Annotated in this window: 20 protein-coding genes and 2 riboswitches; of the genes, 5 read left to right on the forward strand and 15 right to left on the reverse strand. The window is 69.4% G+C overall.

The features are described 5' to 3' along the window. Positions 1-59 precede the first annotated feature (59 nt). On the reverse strand, positions 60-1,148 hold the full coding sequence (locus tag ACFO0C_RS02240; protein ID WP_378064774.1) for a neprosin family prolyl endopeptidase: 1,089 nt from the start codon (positions 1,146-1,148) through the stop codon (positions 60-62). 344 nt (positions 1,149-1,492) lie between these two features. On the opposite strand from ACFO0C_RS02240, the gene ACFO0C_RS02245 reads away from it, so the two are divergent. Then, positions 1,493-1,948, forward strand: coding sequence for a cysteine dioxygenase (locus tag ACFO0C_RS02245; protein WP_378064775.1), 456 nt, complete (start codon positions 1,493-1,495; stop codon positions 1,946-1,948). 4 nt (positions 1,949-1,952) lie between these two features. On the opposite strand, the gene ACFO0C_RS02250 is transcribed toward ACFO0C_RS02245, so the two are convergent. From ACFO0C_RS02250 to ACFO0C_RS02260, 3 genes are all read right to left on the reverse strand, one after another. After that, positions 1,953-2,516: a hypothetical protein gene (locus ACFO0C_RS02250; RefSeq protein WP_378064776.1), complete on the reverse strand. Its 564-nt coding sequence runs from the start codon at positions 2,514-2,516 to the stop codon at positions 1,953-1,955. 51 nt (positions 2,517-2,567) lie between these two features. Then, positions 2,568-2,933: an Atu4866 domain-containing protein gene (locus ACFO0C_RS02255; protein WP_378064777.1), complete on the reverse strand. Its 366-nt coding sequence runs from the start codon at positions 2,931-2,933 to the stop codon at positions 2,568-2,570. 118 nt (positions 2,934-3,051) lie between these two features. Then, positions 3,052-3,615 (reverse strand): TetR/AcrR family transcriptional regulator, encoded by a 564-nt coding sequence (locus ACFO0C_RS02260; RefSeq protein WP_378064969.1) that lies wholly within the window; start codon positions 3,613-3,615, stop codon positions 3,052-3,054. 226 nt (positions 3,616-3,841) lie between these two features. Between ACFO0C_RS02260 and ACFO0C_RS02265 the strand changes: the two genes are divergently transcribed. Then, complete coding sequence (locus tag ACFO0C_RS02265; RefSeq protein WP_378064778.1) at positions 3,842-4,738, forward strand: ABC transporter permease; 897 nt, start codon at positions 3,842-3,844, stop codon at positions 4,736-4,738. Beyond that, positions 4,731-5,501: an ABC transporter ATP-binding protein gene (locus tag ACFO0C_RS02270; protein WP_378064779.1), complete on the forward strand. Its 771-nt coding sequence runs from the start codon at positions 4,731-4,733 to the stop codon at positions 5,499-5,501. Before ACFO0C_RS02265 ends, ACFO0C_RS02270 begins: the two co-directional genes overlap by 8 nt. A 23-nt stretch (positions 5,502-5,524) precedes the next feature. Here ACFO0C_RS02270 and ACFO0C_RS02275 read toward each other — a convergent pair whose 3' ends face one another. Beyond that, on the reverse strand, positions 5,525-6,559 hold the full coding sequence (locus tag ACFO0C_RS02275; protein WP_378064781.1) for a coiled-coil domain-containing protein: 1,035 nt from the start codon (positions 6,557-6,559) through the stop codon (positions 5,525-5,527). After that, positions 6,558-6,694: riboswitch (cyclic di-AMP (ydaO/yuaA leader) on the reverse strand. (Overlaps the previous gene by 2 nt.) A 207-nt stretch (positions 6,695-6,901) precedes the next feature. Next, positions 6,902-7,033, forward strand: a riboswitch (cyclic di-AMP (ydaO/yuaA leader). 6 nt (positions 7,034-7,039) lie between these two features. On the opposite strand from ACFO0C_RS02275, the gene ACFO0C_RS02280 reads away from it, so the two are divergent. Then, entirely contained in the window at positions 7,040-8,068 is a 1,029-nt protein-coding gene (locus ACFO0C_RS02280) for a coiled-coil domain-containing protein (RefSeq protein ID WP_378064782.1), read from the forward strand. Between the two features lie 62 nt (positions 8,069-8,130). On the opposite strand, the gene ACFO0C_RS02285 is transcribed toward ACFO0C_RS02280, so the two are convergent. The 5 genes from ACFO0C_RS02285 to ACFO0C_RS02305 form a co-directional block, all read right to left on the reverse strand. Then, positions 8,131-10,494, reverse strand: a complete 2,364-nt coding sequence (locus ACFO0C_RS02285) for a glycoside hydrolase family 65 protein (RefSeq protein ID WP_378064784.1) — start codon at positions 10,492-10,494, stop codon at positions 8,131-8,133. A 23-nt stretch (positions 10,495-10,517) separates the two neighbouring features. Further along, a complete protein-coding gene (locus tag ACFO0C_RS02290; RefSeq protein ID WP_378064786.1) occupies positions 10,518-11,252 on the reverse strand; it encodes a beta-phosphoglucomutase family hydrolase in 735 nt (244 codons plus the stop codon). Positions 11,253-11,330: 78 nt separating this feature from the next. Then, positions 11,331-11,804: an ATP-binding protein gene (locus ACFO0C_RS02295; protein WP_378064787.1), complete on the reverse strand. Its 474-nt coding sequence runs from the start codon at positions 11,802-11,804 to the stop codon at positions 11,331-11,333. Positions 11,805-11,886: 82 nt separating this feature from the next. Continuing rightward, on the reverse strand, positions 11,887-13,179 hold the full coding sequence (locus ACFO0C_RS02300) for an ABC transporter ATP-binding protein (protein WP_378064788.1): 1,293 nt from the start codon (positions 13,177-13,179) through the stop codon (positions 11,887-11,889). 202 nt (positions 13,180-13,381) lie between these two features. Continuing rightward, positions 13,382-15,457 (reverse strand): DUF5941 domain-containing protein, encoded by a 2,076-nt coding sequence (locus tag ACFO0C_RS02305; RefSeq protein WP_378064789.1) that lies wholly within the window; start codon positions 15,455-15,457, stop codon positions 13,382-13,384. 288 nt (positions 15,458-15,745) lie between these two features. On the opposite strand from ACFO0C_RS02305, the gene ACFO0C_RS02310 reads away from it, so the two are divergent. Further along, entirely contained in the window at positions 15,746-15,943 is a 198-nt protein-coding gene (locus tag ACFO0C_RS02310) for a PspC domain-containing protein (protein ID WP_378064790.1), read from the forward strand. 151 nt (positions 15,944-16,094) lie between these two features. Here the strand turns inward: ACFO0C_RS02310 and ACFO0C_RS02315 are convergent, their stop codons facing one another. The 5 genes from ACFO0C_RS02315 to ACFO0C_RS02335 are packed head-to-tail and all read right to left on the reverse strand — an operon-like array spanning position 16,095 to position 20,065. After that, a complete protein-coding gene (locus ACFO0C_RS02315; protein ID WP_378064791.1) occupies positions 16,095-16,838 on the reverse strand; it encodes a DUF4230 domain-containing protein in 744 nt (247 codons plus the stop codon). A 60-nt stretch (positions 16,839-16,898) separates the two neighbouring features. Then, positions 16,899-17,195 (reverse strand): type II toxin-antitoxin system VapB family antitoxin, encoded by a 297-nt coding sequence (locus ACFO0C_RS02320; protein WP_317788963.1) that lies wholly within the window; start codon positions 17,193-17,195, stop codon positions 16,899-16,901. A gap of 59 nt (positions 17,196-17,254) precedes the next feature. Further along, on the reverse strand, positions 17,255-17,872 hold the full coding sequence (locus ACFO0C_RS02325) for a nitroreductase family protein (protein WP_378064792.1): 618 nt from the start codon (positions 17,870-17,872) through the stop codon (positions 17,255-17,257). Beyond that, a complete protein-coding gene (locus ACFO0C_RS02330; protein ID WP_378064793.1) occupies positions 17,872-18,798 on the reverse strand; it encodes an aldose 1-epimerase family protein in 927 nt (308 codons plus the stop codon). The genes ACFO0C_RS02325 and ACFO0C_RS02330 overlap by 1 nt, the downstream gene beginning before the upstream one ends. Before the next feature lie 10 nt (positions 18,799-18,808). Next, positions 18,809-20,065: an MFS transporter gene (locus tag ACFO0C_RS02335; RefSeq protein WP_378064794.1), complete on the reverse strand. Its 1,257-nt coding sequence runs from the start codon at positions 20,063-20,065 to the stop codon at positions 18,809-18,811. Between the last annotated feature and the right edge of the window lie 17 nt (positions 20,066-20,082).

Below are 20,082 nucleotides of genomic sequence, written 5' to 3' on the forward strand. Positions count from 1 at the left end.
TACGTCGATGCCCGGCCCTCTTTCGAGGACCGGGCATCAGTGACTTGCGGGGACGTCGCTCAGGACGTCGCGCACTTCGGGCTCTTGGTCAGGTCGGGTCCGCCGTACCTGAAGGTCCGGGCGCTGAGCCCGACGAGCTGGTACTGGGGATTACCGAGGGTGTACAGGGTGGGCTGCACGGTCGGGCCCGAGATCAGCGAGATGCTCCCGATCCGGGCGGGGGTACCCACCGTGTCCGTGCCGGGGAGCCCGTTACCCATCTGGGTGCAGGTCTCCAGGGTGGGAGATGCCACCTCGCCGAAGATCTTGACCTGGGTGGTCTTGGAGAAGTCGACGGGAAAGTCGCTGATCGGGAAGTAGCCGACCCACTCGCTGTCGTAGGCGATCCACCACGCACCGGCGGAGAACTCGATGCCGAACCGCTTCGTGGTGTCCAGCGGGAGGGTGTCACCGGGCCGGATGTTCTTGCTGTACTGCACGAAGCCGCAGCCGTTGTAGCAGCGGGGCTTGCTCTCGACCCAGGAGAAGACGAACAGGTGCGGGTCGTCGTCCTTGTTGACGGTCCGGTCCACGGTCCAGCCGACCTCGACGATCTGCTCGATCGTCTGGTCGCCCACCTTCCGGCCCGACACCACGGCCAGCTCGGCCAGCGTGTGGTAGTCGTCCTTGTCCAGCTTCGGCTTGTGGATGGTCAGGTTGGCGTAGGTGCCCTGGGTGACGGCGTCCTGGTAGGCCGCGTTGTAGTGGAAGACCGGCTCGGTCGCCTTCGCCGCCTTCGCCGTCAGCCCCGGGGGCGTCGGCGGCACGGCTTCGGGGGCGTCCTCACTGGAGGACTGGCCCTTCGGTGCGTACACCTCGCCGAGTTCCTCGCCGGTCGCGTCGGGAGCGGCCGCGTCGAAGCCGGACGACTTGAGCGACTTGCTGCTCGCGCCGTCCCGGCCGACCTCGAGCTCCTCGGGCTCCGCGCCCCACGGCAGCTTGTCCGGCGGAGTCAGCAACGGCTCCTCGGACTCGGCCGGCGCCACGGCGGGGGCCGGGCTCGCCGGGATCTCTTCCGCACCCGCGTTGAGAGTCGAGACGACTCCGATACTTCCGATCACGATTGCGGATATGCCGGCGGCGAGCAGTCCGCGGCGAGACTTCAACACGTGTCCGTCCTCGTTGTCGGGACAACGGAGGAGGGGGCCTCCGGCGGCCGGTTCCGGGCGCGCTCGCCACCATATAGCGTCGACTATTAGGCAGGGACCGTCTGAGCAGCGTATTTCGGCGGAACGGCTGATCGGGCTAGGCCGATCTGGTGACACATCGACCGATTTAATGTACGCAGTGTGTCGCCCTCGTTGCGGAACGAAGTTTTTCGCACCACCTCCAGAAAGAGGCAAAGTCCAACAAGCTTCTTTCGAGCCACACGGGATCCGGGGTTCTGCGCACGCGGCGGCCGTTCGTGTGATAAAACCTATCAGGTCTATAGGTTTTATAGAGGGGGCCCCTCGTGACGCTCGATCACCTCGCCATCGCTCAGCGCTTCTCGGCCGCTGCCGCCGAGTGGGCCGTCGCGCCCCGGTTCGATCCGGTCGAGCGTTGGTACCACCGTCTCGCGGTGGCCGACGATCACGAGGTCTGGTTGCTCACCTGGCTGCCCGGCCAGGCCACCGAGATCCACGACCACGGCGGCTCGGCGGGCGCCTTCCACGTGCACGGTGGGACCCTCAACGAGGACACCGTGTCGGTCCGCGGCGGCGTGCCACGCATCGTCTCGCGGGAGCTGGGCGAGGGGGCCGGCCGCCGGTTCGGGAGCCACCACATCCACCGGATCGAGAACCGCTCCAGCCGCCCCGCGGTGAGCGTGCACGTCTACGGGCCGGCGCTGACCAGCATGACAAAGTACCGGCTGGGCCCGGACGGGCTGGAGGTTCTGCTCGTGGAGCGGGCCGGCGCCCAGTGGTGAGCCGTCACTTCGGGTAGACGACACCCGATCGGCCGCTGTAGAGGTGCGGGGTGCCGTCCAGCTCACGACCGGTGTTCGGCGCGTCCAGCCAGACGATGTAGGCCTCACCCGGGGTCAGCCCGGTGATCGTGGTACTCATCGAGCACCCCGTCCCGGCCGGCACGTCCTTCCACACCGGCTCCGGCTGCGGACCGACCACCAGGTCCTGGAGCACGGCGGTGACCCGGTAGTTCGAGTCGAACTGGGTCGGCCACGCGACGGTCAGCGAGCCCGCTCCCGGCGTCACCTCGACCGGGATCATCACCGGCTCGGTCCGCGGCCAGATCTTGGTGCAGCTCGGGTCCGGGGTCGGCGCCGACAGCGACACCGCGGGTGTGGCGGTCGCCTTGCCGACGGACTCCGCCGGGGACGGGGTCGCCTTGCCCTGGTCGACCACGATCCACGACTTGCCGCCCTGGGTGGCCGCCGAGGAGTCGCCGGACTTGTCCCCGCCGAGTCCGAGCGCGGCGCAGCCGCCCAGCGTCAGCGAGGCCGCCGCCAGCACGATCGCGATCCTGGTGTGCCGCATTCATCCCCCCGGTTCGGTGTCTCCCACCCATCGGCGGGCCGGTACGGCTCCTTAGGCCGCGGCGGGGCGCAGGCGGTGCCCGGCCATCTCCAGCTCGCCCTCGTGCACCTGCACCGGGGTCTGCAGACCGGAGTCGTCGCGCAGCACGACCGCCTGCCCATCGATCAGGTAGGTGCCCCGGGCCGGCTTGCGGCGACCGGCCACCTCACCCGCGTAGGTGCCGTCGCGGCGCAGCTGGAGCTTGACCGACCCGTCCTGACTGCGCCAGGCGCCGACCACGGCGGCACCGGTGACCACCCGGGGGTGTGCGGCCGCCGGCCCGGTGTGGGCGCCGTCGACGCCGCCCATGGCGATGGCGAGAAGAGAGGCGGCGTCGAGCACGGTGAAGTCGACGTGGGGTTCACAGGAGGTGGGCATGGTCTCCGGCTCCGGTTCGGTCGGGGTCGGCCTCTCCGGTCGGCAGAGACCGCCCACGCCCTGTGGATTCCTGAGTTGCGATCAGGAGCGAACCGGTGCGCTTACGGGTGCGGGCGGATCAGCCCGTGGCCCGCAGCGCGGCCGTGACCGCCACCGTGAACTTCTCCAGGTAGTCGTCCTCGATCGGCTGCCGGGCCACCGCGAGGCGCCAGTAGAGCGGGCCGAGGATCATGTCGACGGCCACGTCCGGGTCGGTCCCCTCGGGCAGCTCACCACGGGCCACCGCCTGACCGATCAGCTTCTCACCGACGGCCTGCTGATGGGTCCGCAGAGCCCGCTGGAGCGTCTCGGCGATCTGCGGGTTGCGCGCCGCCTCGGCCATCAGGTCCGGGATGATCTGCGACGCCATCCGGTGCCGGAGCGCCGTGCTGACGATCAGCAGGAGCAGCGACAGATCGCCGGCGAAACTCCCGGTGTCCGGAAGTGGAACTTTTCGTTCCGCGACATCCGAGATTATCTCCATTACCATTTCGAGCTTGTTGCTCCATCGACGGTAGATGGCCGTCTTGCCGACCCCGGCACGACGGGCAACCGCTTCGATGGACAGCCGCCCGTAACCGACCTCTGCCAGCTCGTTCATGACAGCGTTACGGATCGCCACGGTGATGTCGCCTCGGAGCACCGCCGCTCCGGCAGGTGCGCGCTTTATTGTCGCCACCGAACCACTATAACGCTACGACGTAACGGTTGCGTTCCGCCGTTTGGTCAGCTACCGTCACAGCCACGTCGATACGAACCCGTTCCATCGGCGCGGTCGGGGGCCTGTCATGCTGCATGCTGTGTCCTCGCACCAGGCATCGGATCCCGCCGCGCCCCAAGGGCCGACGACCAGATCGGAGCACCATCCCATGACAGAGACGGCGGTCGCCTCGGCCGACGCCGGCCTCTCCCTCTCGGAGCTGGCCCGGCGCAACGGCCTGAGCGCCTCCGGGCGCCTTCCGAGCCTCGCGGAGTATTCGCGGACCCTCTGGGCGTACCGGCACTTCATCCGGGCCCACGCCAGCGCGAAGATCACATCCTCGCTGGGCAACACCAAGCTCGGCGCGGTCTGGCAGGTCCTGACGCCGATGATCAACGCCGGTGTCTACTACGTGATCTTCGGCCTCGTGCTGGGCGGCCACGACGACATGCCGAACTTCATCGCGTACCTCTGCATCGGTGTCTTCGTCTTCCAGTTCACCCAGTCGGTGGTCCAGACCGGCACCAACGCCATCACCGGCAACCTCGGCCTGATCCGGGCGCTGCACTTCCCGCGGGCCAGCCTGCCGCTCTCGGCCGCGCTGGTGGAGATCCGTAACTTCATCGTGGCGCTGTTCGTCCTGATGGGGATCGTGCTGATCACCGGCGAGCCGATCACCCTGGAGTGGCTGCTCGTGCTGCCACTGCTGGTCCTGCACTCGTTCTTCAACATCGGGCTCGGCCTGTTCATGGCGCGCTACGGCTCCAAGGTCCGCGACGTGAAGCAGTTGATCCCGTTCATCATGCGGTTCTGGCTGTACGGCTCGGCGGTCCTCTACCCGGTCACCAAGTTCGGGGACGTGCTGGGCGGCTGGCAGCTCCAGGTGGTCGAGGCCAACCCTCTGCTGGTCTTCATCGAGCTGATGCGCCACGCGCTCCTCGAGGAGACGGTCCTCGCCAACACGCCCACCGTGCTGTGGATCGAGGCGGTCGTCTGGAGCCTGGTCGTCGGTGTCGTCGGGTTCGTCTACTTCTGGCGCGGAGAGAAGGGCTACGGCCGTGGCTGACAACGAGCGCATCCCCACCGTCATCGCGGATCAGGCCCACATCATCTACAAGATCCACCAGGCCGGGTCGGCCAGCTCCAGCCCGCTCGCCAGCTTCAAGCGCCTCACCACCCGCAGCAAGAACGCGAACATCCGTGAGGTGCACGCGGTGCGGGGTGTCAGCTTCGTCGCCTACCGGGGCGAGGCGATCGGCCTGATCGGCACCAACGGCTCGGGCAAGTCGACGCTGCTGCGCGCGGTGGCCGGGCTGCTGCCGGTGTCCAGCGGCGCGATCTACGCGGCCGGCCAGCCGTCGCTGCTGGGTGTCAACGCGGCGCTGATGAACGAGCTGCCCGGCGACCGCAACGTCGAGCTGGGCTGCCTCGCCATGGGCATGTCACCGGCCGAGGTCGCGTCGAAGAAGGACGAGATCATCGAGTTCTCCGGTATCAACGACAAGGGCGACTTCTCCTCGCTGCCGATGCGGACCTACTCGTCGGGCATGTCGGCCCGGCTGCGGTTCTCCATCGCGGCGGCGAAGAAGCACGACGTGCTCCTGATCGACGAGGCGCTGGCCACCGGTGACGCGAAATTCCGCAAGCGCAGCGAGGAGCGGGTCCGTCAGCTGCGCGGCGAGGCCGGCACGGTGTTCCTGGTGAGCCACAGCGAGCAGTCGATCCGCGACACCTGCGAGCGCTGCATCTGGCTGGAGGCCGGCGAGATCCGGGCCGACGGCCCGACCAGCGAGGTGATGAAGGAGTACGAGGCCTTCACCCGCAGGTGAGGCCCCGCACTCCTTCGGACGTGCTAGTTGACCGAGAGATGCACGTGGTTGGTGTGGTCGCTGGACGGGTCTCCGCCCGCCCCGCTGTACGACTTCCAGCCACTGCTCGGTAGCCAGATCCGGCGGTACCAGATCACGTAGAGCACGTTGAGATCGTCGGCGTTGTTGATGAAGTAGTTCGCCAGGTTGTTGCCGTACGTCTTGTCGGCCCCGGTGGCGTCCCCGCCGAAGGTTCCCTTCTCGGCGGAGAAGTCACAGGCCCGGCCCTTGGGGTGCTCACCGCTGTTCTGCGTCCGCCAGCACTTGGTGAACCGGGTGAAGCCGTCGGCCCGGGCCTCCTTGTAGGCGTGCAGCAGGGTCGGGGTGACGCAGCCACCGGTCCCGGTCGGGTCGGTCTGGCTGCAGCTCGTGCCGGTCGGGCCCGGCGCCGCGTCGTCGCTGCCGCCGCCGTCCGACGAGGAGCTGGCGTCGTTGCCCTGGTTGGCCGCCTTCAGAGCGGTCTCGGCCTGCTCCTTCTGCTTCGCCATCACGGTGACCTGCTTCTGCTGGTCCTTGATGGCGATGTCGATGGCGTCCTTGGCCTTCTGCTGGGTCTCCCGGGTGGTCTTGAGGTCCTGGATCGCCCGGTTCTGGTCGGCGGCCACGATGGCCAGGGTCTCGGCCCGCCCCAGGAAGCCCTCGGCGGAGTCCGAGCTGAGCAGTGCCGCCATCGGGCCGCCACGGCCCGCGGTGTACGCCTGGGAGGCGAGCAGGTCAAGCCGGTCCTGCTGGGGTCCCAGGTCGCCGTCCAGCTTCTTCAGCTCGGCGGTCAGCTTGGCCTGCTGCGCCTTGGATGTCTTCAGCTTGGCCTTCGCCTCCACGAAACCTTTGGAGGCCTTCTCCAGTTTCTCGATCAGTGACGCGGAGCCACCCTCACCGTCGTCACCGGAGTCGCCGGGAGCGGCGAGCAGCCGGGGGGCCGCGGTGGCCGGCGTCGGGGCGACGGCCAGTCCGCACGCGGCGACGAGCAGCGCCAGCAACGCCGCTAATCGCCGCGCAGTGTTCTGCTGCACAGGCATTTCCTTCCGTCGGCCGCCGGCCGGGTTAGCTGACGGGTTCGGGACGAAGGAAATCCCTACCGCGGGTAGCGGATTCACCCCAGGGAATAATGGTTCCCCGGCTCGCCATTGAAGGCGATTAGGCGGCGGCTCCCGTGCGGGAACCGCAACGACCATACCCACTCGATCGACAGATCGACAGTTCTCGTACGCCCCGCGATTGCCTCGACACGAGCGGTGACAACAATTACGGAAAGTCGTTGCGAGGTAACACTTTTGGCGGTTCCTCGGGCCTGATCCACGGCGATATCTCGGGTAAACTGGCCGCCGGTCCTGCCAGGACGGCACCGCCCCCGAGTTGCCGGCAGGCCGCCGCCCAATCGTCGAAAGGCGAGCCGGGGAACCAGGTCACTGGGGTGTATCCGCAGTTTGCGGTAGGGATTGCTTCCGTCCCGAACCCGTCAGCTAACTCGGTCGGCGGTGACACGGAAGGAACTGTTGATGACCGCAAGTCCCCGCCGGTGGCTGATACTTGCCCTGGCACCGCTGGTGACCCTCGCGATGTTCGCGGCACCGGCGTCACCGGCCTCGGCCGAGCCCGGCGGCTCCTCGTCGTCCGCCCAAGAAGAGGAGCAGAACGGCGGGCCGGACGCGCTTCTCTCCGATGTGATCGAGAACACCAACCGTCGTTACGTGACCGCCAAGGCCGCGGTGACGAAGTCGGTGAAGGCCCAGGCTCAGCTGGCCAACCAGATCAAGCAGGCCGAGGCCCGGCGCGACGCGCTGATCCCCGAGGTCGACAAGATCGCCAAAGAGCAGTACATGACGGGCAATCTCAGCTCGATCGGCTACCTGCTGAACGCGAACTCCTCGGGCGACTTCCTGGAGAAGGCCGTCTCCCTCGAGGAGATCAACCGGCTGCACGACGCCAAGCTGCGCGAGCTGAACGACGCGCTGAAGACCATCACCGACAGCAAGGCCCGGCTCGACGCCGAGGTGAAGCAGCAGCAACAGGACGCCGCCGTCATGAAGAAGCAGAAGGACCAGGCGGTCGACGCGCTGGCCCTGGTCGGCGGCAAGGGCGTCACCAACGGTCTGGTCGTCGCGGACTCGCCGGAGGCGGCTCCCGCCCCGCGCAACTCCAACGGCGGGTTCTCGGCCGAGGGGTGCACCGAGAAGGACCCGACCACGAACGGCTGCGTCACCAAGCGCACGCTGCACATGTACAAGGAAGTCAAGAAGGCCGGCTTCAGCAACTTCGTCGGCTGTCACCGCGACGGTGGACCGTTCGAGCATCCCAAGGGCCGTGCCTGCGACTGGTCGCTGCAGAAGTCCGGGTTCTCGACCTACGACACCGACAAGGAATTCAAGTACGGCAACAACCTGATGGCGTTCCTGGTGCGTAACGCCGACGCGCTCGGCATCTACTACGTCATCTGGAACAAGAAGATCTGGTTCCCCGCGAACGGGTGGAGCAACTACCACGGAGTCAGTGACCACACCGACCACGTGCACGTATCGATGCTCTAGCTTCCGCAGACAGCGCGAAGGCCCGCCCCTTTCGGGGCGGGCCTTCCTCGTCTCGGAGAACCTCAGTGCAGGGCGCGCCGCACCGGTGCCCGGCCGTGCGGCTGAGCCGGCGCCGGGCCGGCCGGAACAGCCGCCGGGATCGGGATCGTCACCGGCCGGACCTGGGTGACCTCCAGCTCCTTGCCGTGGTGCAGCAGGGTGAGCCGGGCCTGTCCACCACCGTTGCGCAGCGAGTAGGTGACCTCGTCGGAGGTCACGCTGACCCGCAGTCGCAGGCCGCGCCAGAGCAGCGAGAACTCCAGGTTGTTGATCCGGCTGGGCAGGCGCGGCGCGAACGACAGCTGGCCGTTGAAGTCACGCATGCCGCCGAGTCCGGCGACCAGCGAGATCCAGGTGCCGGCCAGCGACGCCACGTGCACGCCGTCCCGGGCGTTCTGGTGCAGGTCGTGCAGGTCCATCAGGGCGGCCTCGCCCAGATAGTCGTGCGCCAGCTCCAGGTGACCGGTCTCGGCCGCGAGGACGGCCTGGATGCAGGCGGAGAGCGACGAGTCCCGTACCGTCCGGGCGTCGTAGTAGGCGAAGTTGCGCGCCTTCTCCTCCGGCGTGAACGCGTCCCCCCGGATGTACATCGCCATGACCAGGTCGGCCTGCTTCACCACCTGCTTGCGGTACAGGTCGAAGTACGGGTAGTTGAGCAGCAGCGGGTAACCCTCCGGCGGGGTGTTCTCGAAGTCCCACTCCTGGAGCCGGGTGAAGCCCTCACACTGCTGGTGGACGCCGATCTCCTTGTCGTACGGGATGTGCACGGCCGCCGCCGCGTCCCGCCAGGAGGCCGCCTCCTCGTCGTCCACCCCGAAACGCCGGGCCAGGTCCGGGTGACGCTGGCACGCCTCGACCGCCGTCATCAGGTTCTGCTGGGCCATCAGGTTGGTGTAGATGTTGTCGTTCACCACGGCGGTGTACTCGTCGGGGCCGGTGACGCCGTCGATGTGGAACCGCCCGTGCCGGTCGTGGTGGCCCAGCGACCGCCACAGCCGGGCCGTCTCGACCAGCAGCTCCAGGCCGACCTCACGCTCGAAGTCGTAGTCGCCGGTGGCCTGCACGTACCTGCGGACCGCGTCGGCGATGTCGGCGGCGATGTGGAACCCGGCGGTGCCGGCCGGCCAGTACCCGGAGCACTCCTGCCCGCGGATGGTCCGCCACGGGAACGCGGCGCCCTGCAGCCCCAGGGTCTGGGCCCGCTCCCGGGCCAGGTCCAGCGTCGAGTGCCGCCAGCGCAGCACGTCGGCCGCCGCGGAGGGCTGGGTGTAGGTCAGCGCCGGCAGCACGAACGTCTCGGCATCCCAGAACGTGTGGCCGTCGTAGCCGGGGCCGGTGAGGCCCTTGGAGCCGATCGGGCGCTGCTCGGCCCGGGCGCCGGCCTGCAGCGTGTGGAACAGCCCGAACCGGACCGCCTGCTGCACCTCCGAATCACCCTCGACCTTGACGTCCGAGTGGTCCCAGAACGCGTCGAGATAGTCCCTCTGCTGCTGGACCAGGCCGTCCCAGCCGTCCAGGCGGGCGCTGGCGAGAGCCGCGCCGACCTGGTCACGCAGGGCCGGCAGCGAGCGCATGCTGGACCAGCCGTACGCCGCCAGCTTGACCACCCGCAGCTTCTGCCCCGGCTCCAGCCGGCAGGCGACGGTGGTGCGCAGCCAGTCCGGGTGGCCCTCGGTGGTTATGGCGTGCCGGCCCGGCGTCTCCACCAGGTGCTCCATGGCCGCGGCCATCCGCAGGTCACTGGCCTTGGTGCGGTGCACGAGGATGCCGCCGGTGGGCTGCTCCAGCATCTCCTCGGCCTGCAGCGGCCGGTCCAGCACGGCGGCGACCCGCGGGTCCTTGCTCATCGGCGGCAACTGCTCGTTGGCCACCAGCTCGGACTGCAGGATGAGCCGGGTGGACGCGTCGAGCGGCTCCACCTCGTAGAGGAAGGCCACCACGGCGCGCTGGGTGAACGACACCAGCCGCACCGTGCGCACCCGGATGCCCTGGCCCGACGGCGACACCCACTCGACGACCCGCTCCAGCGTGCCGGCCCGCAGGTCGAGGCAGCGCTCGTGGGACCGCAACTCGCCGTAGCGCACGTCGAACGGCTCGTCGTCCACGAGCAGGCGCATCAGCTTGGCGTTGGTGACGTTGACCATGGTCTGGCCGGACTCGGGGAACCCGTACCCCGCCTCCGCGTGCGGCAGGGGCCGCAACTCGTAGAACGAGTTCAGATAGCTGCCCGGCAGGCCGTGCGGCTCGCCCTCGTCCAGGTTTCCGCGTATCCCGATGTGGCCGTTGGAGAGCGCGAACACCGACTCGGACTGGGCCAGCAGGTCCAGGTCGAGCCGGGTCTCCCGGATGTGCCAAGGGTCGACGGGGTAGGCCCGTTCACGGATCACGGTCGTGCCTCTCGTAACTGATTTCAGAGGAGGTCTTTTAGATCTTTCACCACGACGTCGGCGCCGTGTTCACGCAGCGCGTCGGCCTGGCCCACCCGGTCCACGCCGATCACGATGCCGAAGCCGCCGGCGCGCCCGGCGGCCACGCCCGCCTGCGCGTCCTCGAAGACGGCACAGTTCGCCGGGTCGATGCCGAGCAGCTCGGCACCCTTCAGGAAGGTGTCCGGCGCGGGTTTGCCGGGCAGGCCCAGCTCACGCGCGACGACCCCGTCCACGCGGGCCTCCAGGAGGTCGGCGATCCCGGCCGCCTCCAGGACGTCCTTGCAGTTGGCGCTCGCCGACACCACCGCACGGCGTAGACCGGCGGCGTGTGCGGCCTTCAGGTACTCCACCGATCCGGGGTAGACCTGTACGGCGCCTTCCTTGATCTTCTGTAGCACGAGCAGGTTCTTGCGATTGCCGATGCCGTTGACGGTCTCCCGATCGGGGGTGTCGTCGGGGTCGCCCTCGGGCAGCGTGATGTCCCGCGAGGCCAGAAAGGTCCGGACCCCGTCGGCACGCTGACGGCCGTCGACATATCGGTGATAGTCGGCCTCGGAATCGAACGGCACGAAAGGCTCTCCGCGCTGATCGGCCCACGATTTCAGGAACGCGTCGAACGTCTGTTTCCACGCAGCGTTGTGCACCAGCGCGGTTTGCGTAAGCACGCCGTCAAGATCGAATAGACAAGCGGTCACCTGTGAAGGAAGTCCGAGCACGCGCCCAATGTAGCCGGACCCGATCGCGGGCGAGAGGCGAAGGGCAGCTTCACATTTCCACGATGGTTTACAAGTCGTTCAAGCTGCGGAATCCAAGATGATCCGCAGTCCGATCGACGTGCCGATAGGCCCGGTGGCCGTCGTGACCTCGTCACAGAGCCGATGTGTCAGCCACAGCCCGCGCCCGCCGACCTCGAACGCCTCCGGGGTGCGCAACTCGTCCAGATAGGCACCCGGGATGCCCGGACCCGAGTCGGTCACCACGCACCACACCGAACCGTCCTCGATCTTCAGGACGACGCGGCCGCTGCCGCCGGCGTGCAACACGACGTTGGTGAGCACCTCGTTGACGGCCAGCACGAACCCGTCCTGCCGGTCACCGGCGAGACCGGCGGCCCCGAGCAGACGCGTGATCTCATGCCGCAGGACGGCGATGTCGTCCGGACCGAACGGGCGGTCCAGCAGGACCGGCCACTCCCGGGGCGGGGCGGCATCGACCCTCGGCTCCCCGTCGAGAGCCGAACGCACGCTCTGGCCGATCCTGTCCTCCACCGTCGTGCAGCCTACGCGCTGTGGCCGCACGGTGGCGGGAGGCATCCTGGAACGCGCCCGGAAGTGGCGCGGATCGTTGCGCTCAGCGCCAGCCGACATCGATGCGGTCACCACGCTGGTCGAAGAAGTGCACGGCGTCGATCCGGACCGACACCGCAAGCGGATGACCAGGCGAGACCTGGGGGTACGGCGCAAGCCGCACCGCAAGCTCGGCAGGCTTGCGGTGGTGCCGCCCCGGGTCGGTGGCCACACCTCCGGGGCCCTCCGGGGCCACTTCCGCCGCGCTCGGGCGCGTCAGCCGCTGCAGGGCCCCTCCCAGCCTCTTGAACGCGCCTCCGCCGCCGGCTGTGGTGTCGGTCACCGCCGCGCCGATCTCGTCCACCACGATGGCCGTGGCGCCGATGTCGAGGTATGCCAGCGACTCGTGTCCGTGGTGCTCCAGGTAACGGATCCGGCCCTGGAAGACGTGGCCCTGCGTGTCCGGGGTGACCGGGGTGAGCGCCTCGGCCCGGATGCCGACCACGATCCGCTCGCCGTGATAGCGGGCCACCGCCCGTGCCCGTGGGTCACTCCACGGCAGGTAGAGGGTCTGCTCGCCGAAGCTCAGTGCGATGTAGCGGTCCAGGTGCACGTAGACCGCGGCCTCCAGCAGGTTCATCTTCGGCGAGCCGAGGAACGCGGCGGTGTAGAGGGTGGCCGGGCGCCGGTAGACCTCGGTCGGCGTGCCGAGATCCTGGAGCACGCCCTTGCGCATGATCGCGACCCGGTCGGCCATGGTCAGCGCCTCGGCCTGGTCGTGCGTCACGTACATGGTCGTGACGCCGAGCTCGCGCGTCATGCTGCTGATCTCGGCCCGCAGCTCGGCCCGCAGCCCGCTGTCTAGGTTGGACAGCGGCTCGTCCATCAGGAAGATCCCTGGTCGCCGCACCATGGCACGGCCCATCGCGACACGCTGCCGCTGGCCACCGGAGAGCTGGCTGGGCCGGCGGCCGAGCACCTCGCCGATCCCCAGGGCGCCCGCGATCGCGTCCACGCGATCCTGCCGGGGCGACGTCTCGATGCCGGACAGCTTGAGCGGGAAGCCGATGTTCTCCGACACCGTCATGTGCGGATAGAGCGCAAAGTCCTGAAACACCATGGCGATGCTGCGGTCCCGGGGCGGCAGCTCCAGCACCGGCTCACCATTGAGAAGGATCTCCCCCCGCGTGGGATCCTCCAGCCCGGCGATCATGCGCAGCACGGTCGACTTGCCGCAGCCCGAGGGTCCCAGCAGGACCATGAACTCGCCGTCCTGCACCTCCAGGCTGACGTTGTCGACGGCGTAGGTGCCGTCTGGCCAGATCTTGGTGACGTCTTTGAGCGCGACGGTGGACACCGTCAACCTCCCGCGATCGATGGCGATCCCGAACCCACGACGGTCGGCGATCGGGCACTAACTCTGCGAGTGCCTTCGATGGTTCACCATCGGACGAAAGTGCCATTCGCACATAGTGATCAATCGATTACAGAAGACTGAACATCGCAGGTCCAGCGTGTGCACGTTCACAGCCACGACGTGTCGACGAGCGGCCGCGACCTCAGCGGGAGGCGCGCCAGCCATTGACGGCTGTGAGCGTGAACGCACCGGCCACCACGGAGGCCAGCAGAACCGTCCCGGCGGTGGCCCATCCGATCAAGGCGGCCAGTACGAGCAGCAGCACCCGGCCGTCCCAGCCCAGCACGGCGCCGTTGGCCCCGATCGCCGGCGCGCCCTTCTCCATCCGCGCGGTCAGGTCGTAGTGCCGCAGTGTGAGCGTGAACAGCAACAGGAAGATCAGCGGCGGCGGAACGTCCCCGTACCGCCCGGCCGCGACCACCACCAGGTATTCGGCGGCGCGCAGGGCGGCAGGCACCAGCCAGTCCAAGGCTCCGCCGTGCCGGGTCCGCCCGGTGAAGCCGGCGAGCAGCACCGGGACGACGACGAGCGCGAGCAGCCAGGGAGCGGCGCCCGGCCCACCACCGGCGAGCACCGTGACGGCGGCCAGCGCGTACGCCAGGAAGATCGCGGCGAACGGCAGGGGCCGTCCGGCGCGGACCCGGCTCAGCACCACCCGGACCAGCGGCCCGTCGTCGCGGTGCCGCGCGGTGTCCACCCGGTCGAGCACCGACATCCGCATCGGCAACGCCCGCAGCGAACGCAGCACCAGCGTGTACGCCGCGGCGAACAGCCCGAACCCGACGACCACGGCGAGGGTGACCCGCCCGTCGGTGAAAGCCGCCAGCACCGCGATCAGCGCCCACCGCTCCCCGATCGGGAACACCACGATCCGCTTGGCCCAGTAGACGAACGAGCCCCGCCGGACCTGCGCCCGCACCGACACGGCACCGAGACGTGCACCGAACCCACCGGGCGCAGCCGGGGCGGGCCGGGCGGCCGCCTCGTCGTGCAGCGCGCCGTACCAGGTGTCGGTCATGTGCCGGGCGGTCTGCAGCACGATCGCGGTGATCGCCAACGGCCAGGCGTAGGGCAACCCCATCCGATCCGCCCCGGCCGCCAGCCCGGCATAGACCATGTACTCCTTGGCCCGGTCGGCCATCGTGTCGAGCCAGCCACCGAACGCGTCGAACCTGCGCGTGTACCGGGCCAGCTGACCGTCCACGCAGTCGAGCACGAAGCCGAGATAGAGCAGCACCCCGCCGAGCACCAGGCCGACCCGGGACGCCTGCCAGAACAGCAGCGCCGCACCGGCCGCGAACAGCACCGACAACCCCGTCACGGCGGCCGGGCTCAACCGCAGGCGCGCGGCCAGTCGCGTCAGGTGCGGCGACCAGGTGCTCACGGCGTACGTCGTGAAGAAGTCGTCCTGCTCCTTGACCGCGAGCCGGAGGCGCGCCGCGTCCTCGTCCACCGCGGCGATCGCGTCCCGTGCGGCGGCCAGCTGATCCGTGGTCTCCACCTGCTCGGCGTGCAGCAACCGGACCCGGGTGGCGACCGGGACGAATCCGTCGGCCAGCATCTCGCCCAGCGGATCGGGGCGGTCGAGAGCCTTCTCCAGCAGCGACAGGTCGGCCGGGGCGACACAGACGGCGCCGAGATGGCGCACGGTCCCGCCACCCGGCGGCGCGACGACCACCCGGCCGCGCTCCTCCCGCAGTTCCCCGCCCCGGGCCCGGCCCCGCTCCGCACCGGCCCGCTCCTGCCTCTCCCCGGCCCGCTCCTGCTCCTCCCCGGCCCGCTCCTGCTCCTCCCCGGCCCGCTCCTGCCTCTCCCTGGCCCGCTCCTGCTTCTCCCCGGCCCGCTCCTGCTCCTCCCCGGCCCGCTCCTGCCTCTCCCTGGCCCGCTCCTGCTTCTCCCCGGCCCGCTCCTGCTTCTCCCGGGCCCGGTCGGCGATGACGAGCACGGTGCTGCGCCCGGCCGGATCGGTGGCCAGGATCCGGAGCAGGCTGCCGTGGGCCACCAGATTGTCCGGGCAGATCAGCAGCGACTCGCCGGCGTCCCGGGCCCGCCGGGCCAGCTCGCGCAGCCGGGATTCCTCGTCCGCGCCGGGAACAAGCCGGTCTATCGCTGTGACACCCGCGGCCCGCAACGCGGCGGTGAGGTCCGCGGCGATCCGATCGGCCTCGCCGTCCGGTATGCCATGGCCGGCCCGGGCGGTCAGAACGGCGAGAGTCACCCGTGCACCACCGCTTGCCTCCTGAACCACGCGCCGATCCGGCCGCGACCGCGTGCCGGCACCCCCGTCCTCAACGAGCCCGGACCACTCCTGGACGCCGGCAAAACGGCCCTCACCAGGGCCGAAGCGGCTTCAGGTTAACAGCGGACATCAGATGGGTACGGGTAACCCTTACGGGAGTTGTCTCGCCGGCATCCACCTCGGGGACGAGGGGCGGCGGCTCTCCCGTACCTACCGTCGAAGTGGCCACGGCAGGAAGCCGGGGCCACCGCCGAAGGAGTGGATGAAGTGACCAGCCCCCTCAGGACCCGCTCGTTCTCCCGCCCTCGTCACAACCGCAGGATCGCCGGTGTCTGCGCCGGTCTGGCCCAGCGTTTCGGCATGCGGCCGGGGACGGTCCGGCTCCTCTTCGTCGTCTCGTGCCTCCTGCCCGGCCCCCAGTTCCTCATCTACCTGATCCTCTGGGCTCTGATGCCGAGCGAGTAACCGCCGGCAGCGGGCATGACGAGACCTCCGGGCGCCCCGCCCTGCCCCCGTGTCGGGGCGCCCGGAACCGACGGACGGGCCGCGCCCCGGGCAACGAAGCCCGGGACGCGGCCCGCCTGTGTCTCACCACCAGCGGCTCACCGCCGGCGGCTCATGGGCTCGCGAAGGACACCGTGACCGTGGTGTAGCCGAGCCGGGCGAAGAGGCTCTCCAGCATCCGCTGCGTGTTCTCCCGGGCCCGCTCGTCGAGCTCGCTCGCCCGCGCTGCCTCGGTGATCCGCTGCTGGGCGAGCTGATAGACCTGCTGCTGCTTGCCTGGATCGTCACGGAAGGCGTCGCCGATCCGGTTGAACAGGCCCCGCTCCTCCGCCACGACGTAGCTGCGCTCCATGTCGAGCGCCGCGGTGGACTGCTGCGGGGCGGGCAGCGTCAGCTCGATCGTCTTCTTCTCCTCGTCGATCTTCAGCGCGTCGCCGGAGAGACCGCTGAAGTCCACGTAGGTCTCGACAGTGCCCGAGCCGACGAACAGCGTCCGCCGGTTGATCAGGAAGTCGGGGATGTTGTCCCTGTTCTCCTGGAGATCGACGATCACCTGGAAGGTACCGTCGGCCGCCACATAGCGCTGAAGGTCGCGCATGGACTGGAGGAGCACCGGCTGACTGCGGTCGGTGGTCTCCTGGGCGAACGGGTTGTCGAAGGTGGGCAGCACATTGATCGCGCGGAGCCCGAGGCAGGACGCCACGATCAGTGCGAAGACGAAGCCGACGAAGATCAGCAGCCGCGCGAAGCCGCTCGGCCCGGGGGCGGGCTCAGGCGTGGGCTCCGGAGCGTCCGGCCGATCGTGCACGGCCGGATATTCGCTGGTCGGTTCGTCGGGGGTGGGCGATGCGGCCATGCCCTTACGGTACGGAGGGGGTACGACATTCGCGACCGGAGAGCAGCGCGCCGAGCCGGGTCAGTCCTCCACGACCAGGACCCGGGCGTGGATCTGGTTGCGCTGCTGGAGAGCCGCCCGCAGCGCCCGATGCAGCCCGTCCTCCAGATAGAGATGCCCCTGATACTCCACGACGTGCGGGAACAGGTCTCCGTAGAACGTGGAGTCCTCGGCGAGAAGCTTGTCGAGCGCGAGCTCGCGCTTGGTGGTGATCAGATCAGCGAGCCGGATCGGGCGCGGCGGAATCTCCGCCCACTCCTTGAGTGTCGTCTGGTGATCGGGGTACGGGGCTCCGTCCCGGACCGCTTTGAAGATCACGGCGGCTGCCCTTTCCGTGAGAAATGTTCCACCCGCATGACAGCGTAGCCGCGGGCAGGTCAGACCTCGCCCGACGAAGCCCACCGGCCATGATGCACCACGTCCGCCACCGGCCGATGGCCACGCCGCAGTGACGGTGACCTCTTGTCGGCCATCCGGTACCCCACGGTGAGCGCCCCGATCGGGTGGAACTCGTCCGGCACCCCGAAGGCGTCCTTGAAGGCCGGCAACCGTGCCGCGGGCACCCCGAAGAAGCACGAACCCAGGTCCTCGTTGACCGCGGTCAGGTGCATGAGCAGGGCGGCGAAGCCGGTGTCGATGTCCCAGTACGGCACCGGCCAGCGGGACTCGTCGCGATCCGCCCAGCCCTTGTCCGGCTGCGCATAACGGTCGAGATAGGCCGATTTGTTGGACAGCGCCACGATGATCAGCGGCGCCGTCCGCATCCGGGTCAGCCAGCCGTCGGCCGGCCCGTCGGCATCGGCGGTCACCGCCCAGTACCGCTCCCGGTCCTCCGGCGCCGTCAGGACCAGGAAACTCCACCCCTGGCTGAACCCGGCCGACGGCGCCCGCAATCCGTGCCGGACGATCTTGTCGACCAGCTCCGGAGGAACCGGACGATCCGGGTCGTAGGCGCGCACCATCCGCCGGCGGCGGACCACCTCGTCGAACTCCATCAGAGGGTGACCCGGACGCCCCACGACGTCGCCCAGGTCTCGCCCGGGGAGAGGACGGTCAGGTCACGGCCGGTGCGATAGGCGTCCGGCGGGCAGGTCATCGGCTCGATCGCGATCGAGCGGCGGAACCGCTCGCCGTGCAGCGTGTCGGCCGAGAACACCTGCCAGTACTTGAACTTCTCGTCGGCCCACACCAGGATCCGCCGATCCGCAGCCGGGTCGGCCAGGGTGAGGGTGGTGATGCCGTCGGCGTCGAAGTCGATGTCGCCGAAGGTGGTGTCGAGCACCAGGTCACCGATGCGTCGCGGCTCGGAGAAGTCGAACTCGGTGCCGGCGATCTTGGTGGCGCCGATCGGGAGCAGGCGGGCGTCGGCCTGGATGCGGGACTTGGCCGGCACGTGCAGCACCGTGTCGTCGACCGACACACCGGGCAGCCGGAAGTACGGGTGGACGGAGTAACCCCACGGCGCGTTGGCCGCCGAGGTGTTGACCACCTCCTGATCGCACCGGAGACCGTCGGCCGAGACCGACCAGCGGGCCCGCAGCAGCAGCGACCACGGGTAGCCGACCTGCGCCGGCAACTCGAACTCCAACGTCACCGAGGCGGGGGTCTGCTCGGCGAGCCGCCAGCGGGCCCAGTTGACCAGGCCGTGGATGGCCGTCCGCTTGGCCGGCTCGGTGAGCGCGAGCTGGTAGGCCTGCCCCTCGAACTCGTACTGCCCGTCACGGATACGGTTGGGCCAGGGCGCGAGGATCTGGCCGGCCGACCCGGGTGAGATCTCGTCGGTGCCGAACCCGTCCAGGATCTCTGCGCCGTCCACGGAGTACGACCGGAGCGTCCCGCCGACCTCCACGAGAACGGCCCGGTGCCCGTCCGCCTCGATCGACCACTGGATGCCGGACCTGGCGGCTGACTCTGCGCTCATACCCGCGACACTATCGGTCGTCCTCCGGATCGCGCTCGGGCCGGTATCGGATGAGTGCGGGCGAACTGAGTCCCAGCACCACGGCCAGCCCGGCGGCGACCAGGCCACCACCCACCCAGGAGGTGGACACGCTGGTCAGGTCGGCGGTCGCGCCGGCACGCAGGTCACCCAGGCGCGGGCCGCCGGCGACCACGACGGTGAACACGCCCTGGAGCCGCCCGCGCAGGTGGTCCGGCGCGAAGGTCTGCATGATCGTCTGCCGGTAGACCGCGCTGACCAGGTCGGCCATACCGGCCAGGGCCAGCAGCAGCACCATCAGCCACAGGCTGCGCGCCAGACCGGACAACGAGATCGCCAGGCCCCAGACGACCACCGCGGCGATCAGGGCGAGCCCCTGCCTGCGGACCCGGCTGATCCAGCCGGAGGTGAGCCCGCCGACCATCGCGCCGATCGCAATCGCGCTGTACAGCCAGCCGACCGCCGAGCCGCCGCCGAACTGCTCCTGCGCGACCGCGGGGAACAGCGCCCGCGGCATGGCGAACACCATCGCGACCAGGTCGACGGCGAACGAGAGCAGCAGCACCGGCTGGGTGACCAGGAACCTCAGGCCGGTCAGGATGCCGCGCAGGCCCACGCTGGGCTTCTCGGGTGCCTCGGAGGAGTCCGGGATCACCGGCGGAATGTCCGGCAGCCGCCAGGTCGCCCAGAACGTCACCGTGAACAGCAGGGCGTCCAGCGCGTACGCCACCTCGACGCCGGTGCCGGTCGACCAGATGCCCATGATCACGCCGGCGGCCAGCGGCCCGAGCACCCCGCCGGCCGTGGAGGCCGTGTAGTTGAGCGTGTTCGCGGCCGGTACCAGCGGCTCCGGCACGATCCGCGGGACGATCGCCTGCCGGGCCGGCGAGCTCACCGCGAACCCGGCCGCCTGGATCGCGGTCAGCACCAGCAGCAGATGCGGGCTGCGCACCCCGGCCACCGCCTGCACCAGCAGCACGACGGTGGTCACCCAGGTGATCAGCGAGCCGGCGAGCAGCAGCTTGCGGCGATCCACCACGTCGGCGGCGGCGCCGCCCCACAACCCGAAGATCAGCAGGGGTACGAGACCCGCGACCCCGATCAGCCCGACCCAGGTGGGCGAATCCGTGATGGCGAACATCTGCACCGGCACGGCGACCGCGGTGAACTGGAAACCGAAGTACGCGGCGCCGTTGCCGACCCATGTCCGGCGGAACGTCGGCACGCTCAGCGGACGGGTGTCGATCATCCAGGACCGGGGCTCCC

The organism is Actinoplanes subglobosus (genome assembly GCF_042650585.1).
GTDB classification, from domain to species: domain Bacteria; phylum Actinomycetota; class Actinomycetes; order Mycobacteriales; family Micromonosporaceae; genus Actinoplanes; species Actinoplanes subglobosus.

Excerpts from the sequence above, each read along its gene's own strand:
- ACFO0C_RS02255 (WP_378064777.1), bottom strand. The coding sequence starts at position 2,933 with ATGCCCACCTCCTGTGAACCCCACGTCGACTTCACCGTGCTCGACGCC.
- ACFO0C_RS02265 (WP_378064778.1), top strand. The coding sequence starts at position 3,842 with ATGACAGAGACGGCGGTCGCCTCGGCCGACGCCGGCCTCTCCCTCTCG.
- ACFO0C_RS02275 (WP_378064781.1), bottom strand. The coding sequence starts at position 6,559 with ATGCCTGTGCAGCAGAACACTGCGCGGCGATTAGCGGCGTTGCTGGCG.
- ACFO0C_RS02325 (WP_378064792.1), bottom strand. The coding sequence starts at position 17,872 with ATGGAGTTCGACGAGGTGGTCCGCCGCCGGCGGATGGTGCGCGCCTAC.
- ACFO0C_RS02315 (WP_378064791.1), bottom strand. The coding sequence starts at position 16,838 with ATGGCCGCATCGCCCACCCCCGACGAACCGACCAGCGAATATCCGGCC.
- ACFO0C_RS02330 (WP_378064793.1), bottom strand. The coding sequence starts at position 18,798 with ATGAGCGCAGAGTCAGCCGCCAGGTCCGGCATCCAGTGGTCGATCGAG.
- ACFO0C_RS02280 (WP_378064782.1), top strand. The coding sequence starts at position 7,040 with ATGACCGCAAGTCCCCGCCGGTGGCTGATACTTGCCCTGGCACCGCTG.
- ACFO0C_RS02335 (WP_378064794.1), bottom strand. The coding sequence starts at position 20,065 with ATGATCGACACCCGTCCGCTGAGCGTGCCGACGTTCCGCCGGACATGG.
- ACFO0C_RS02250 (WP_378064776.1), bottom strand. The coding sequence starts at position 2,516 with ATGCGGCACACCAGGATCGCGATCGTGCTGGCGGCGGCCTCGCTGACG.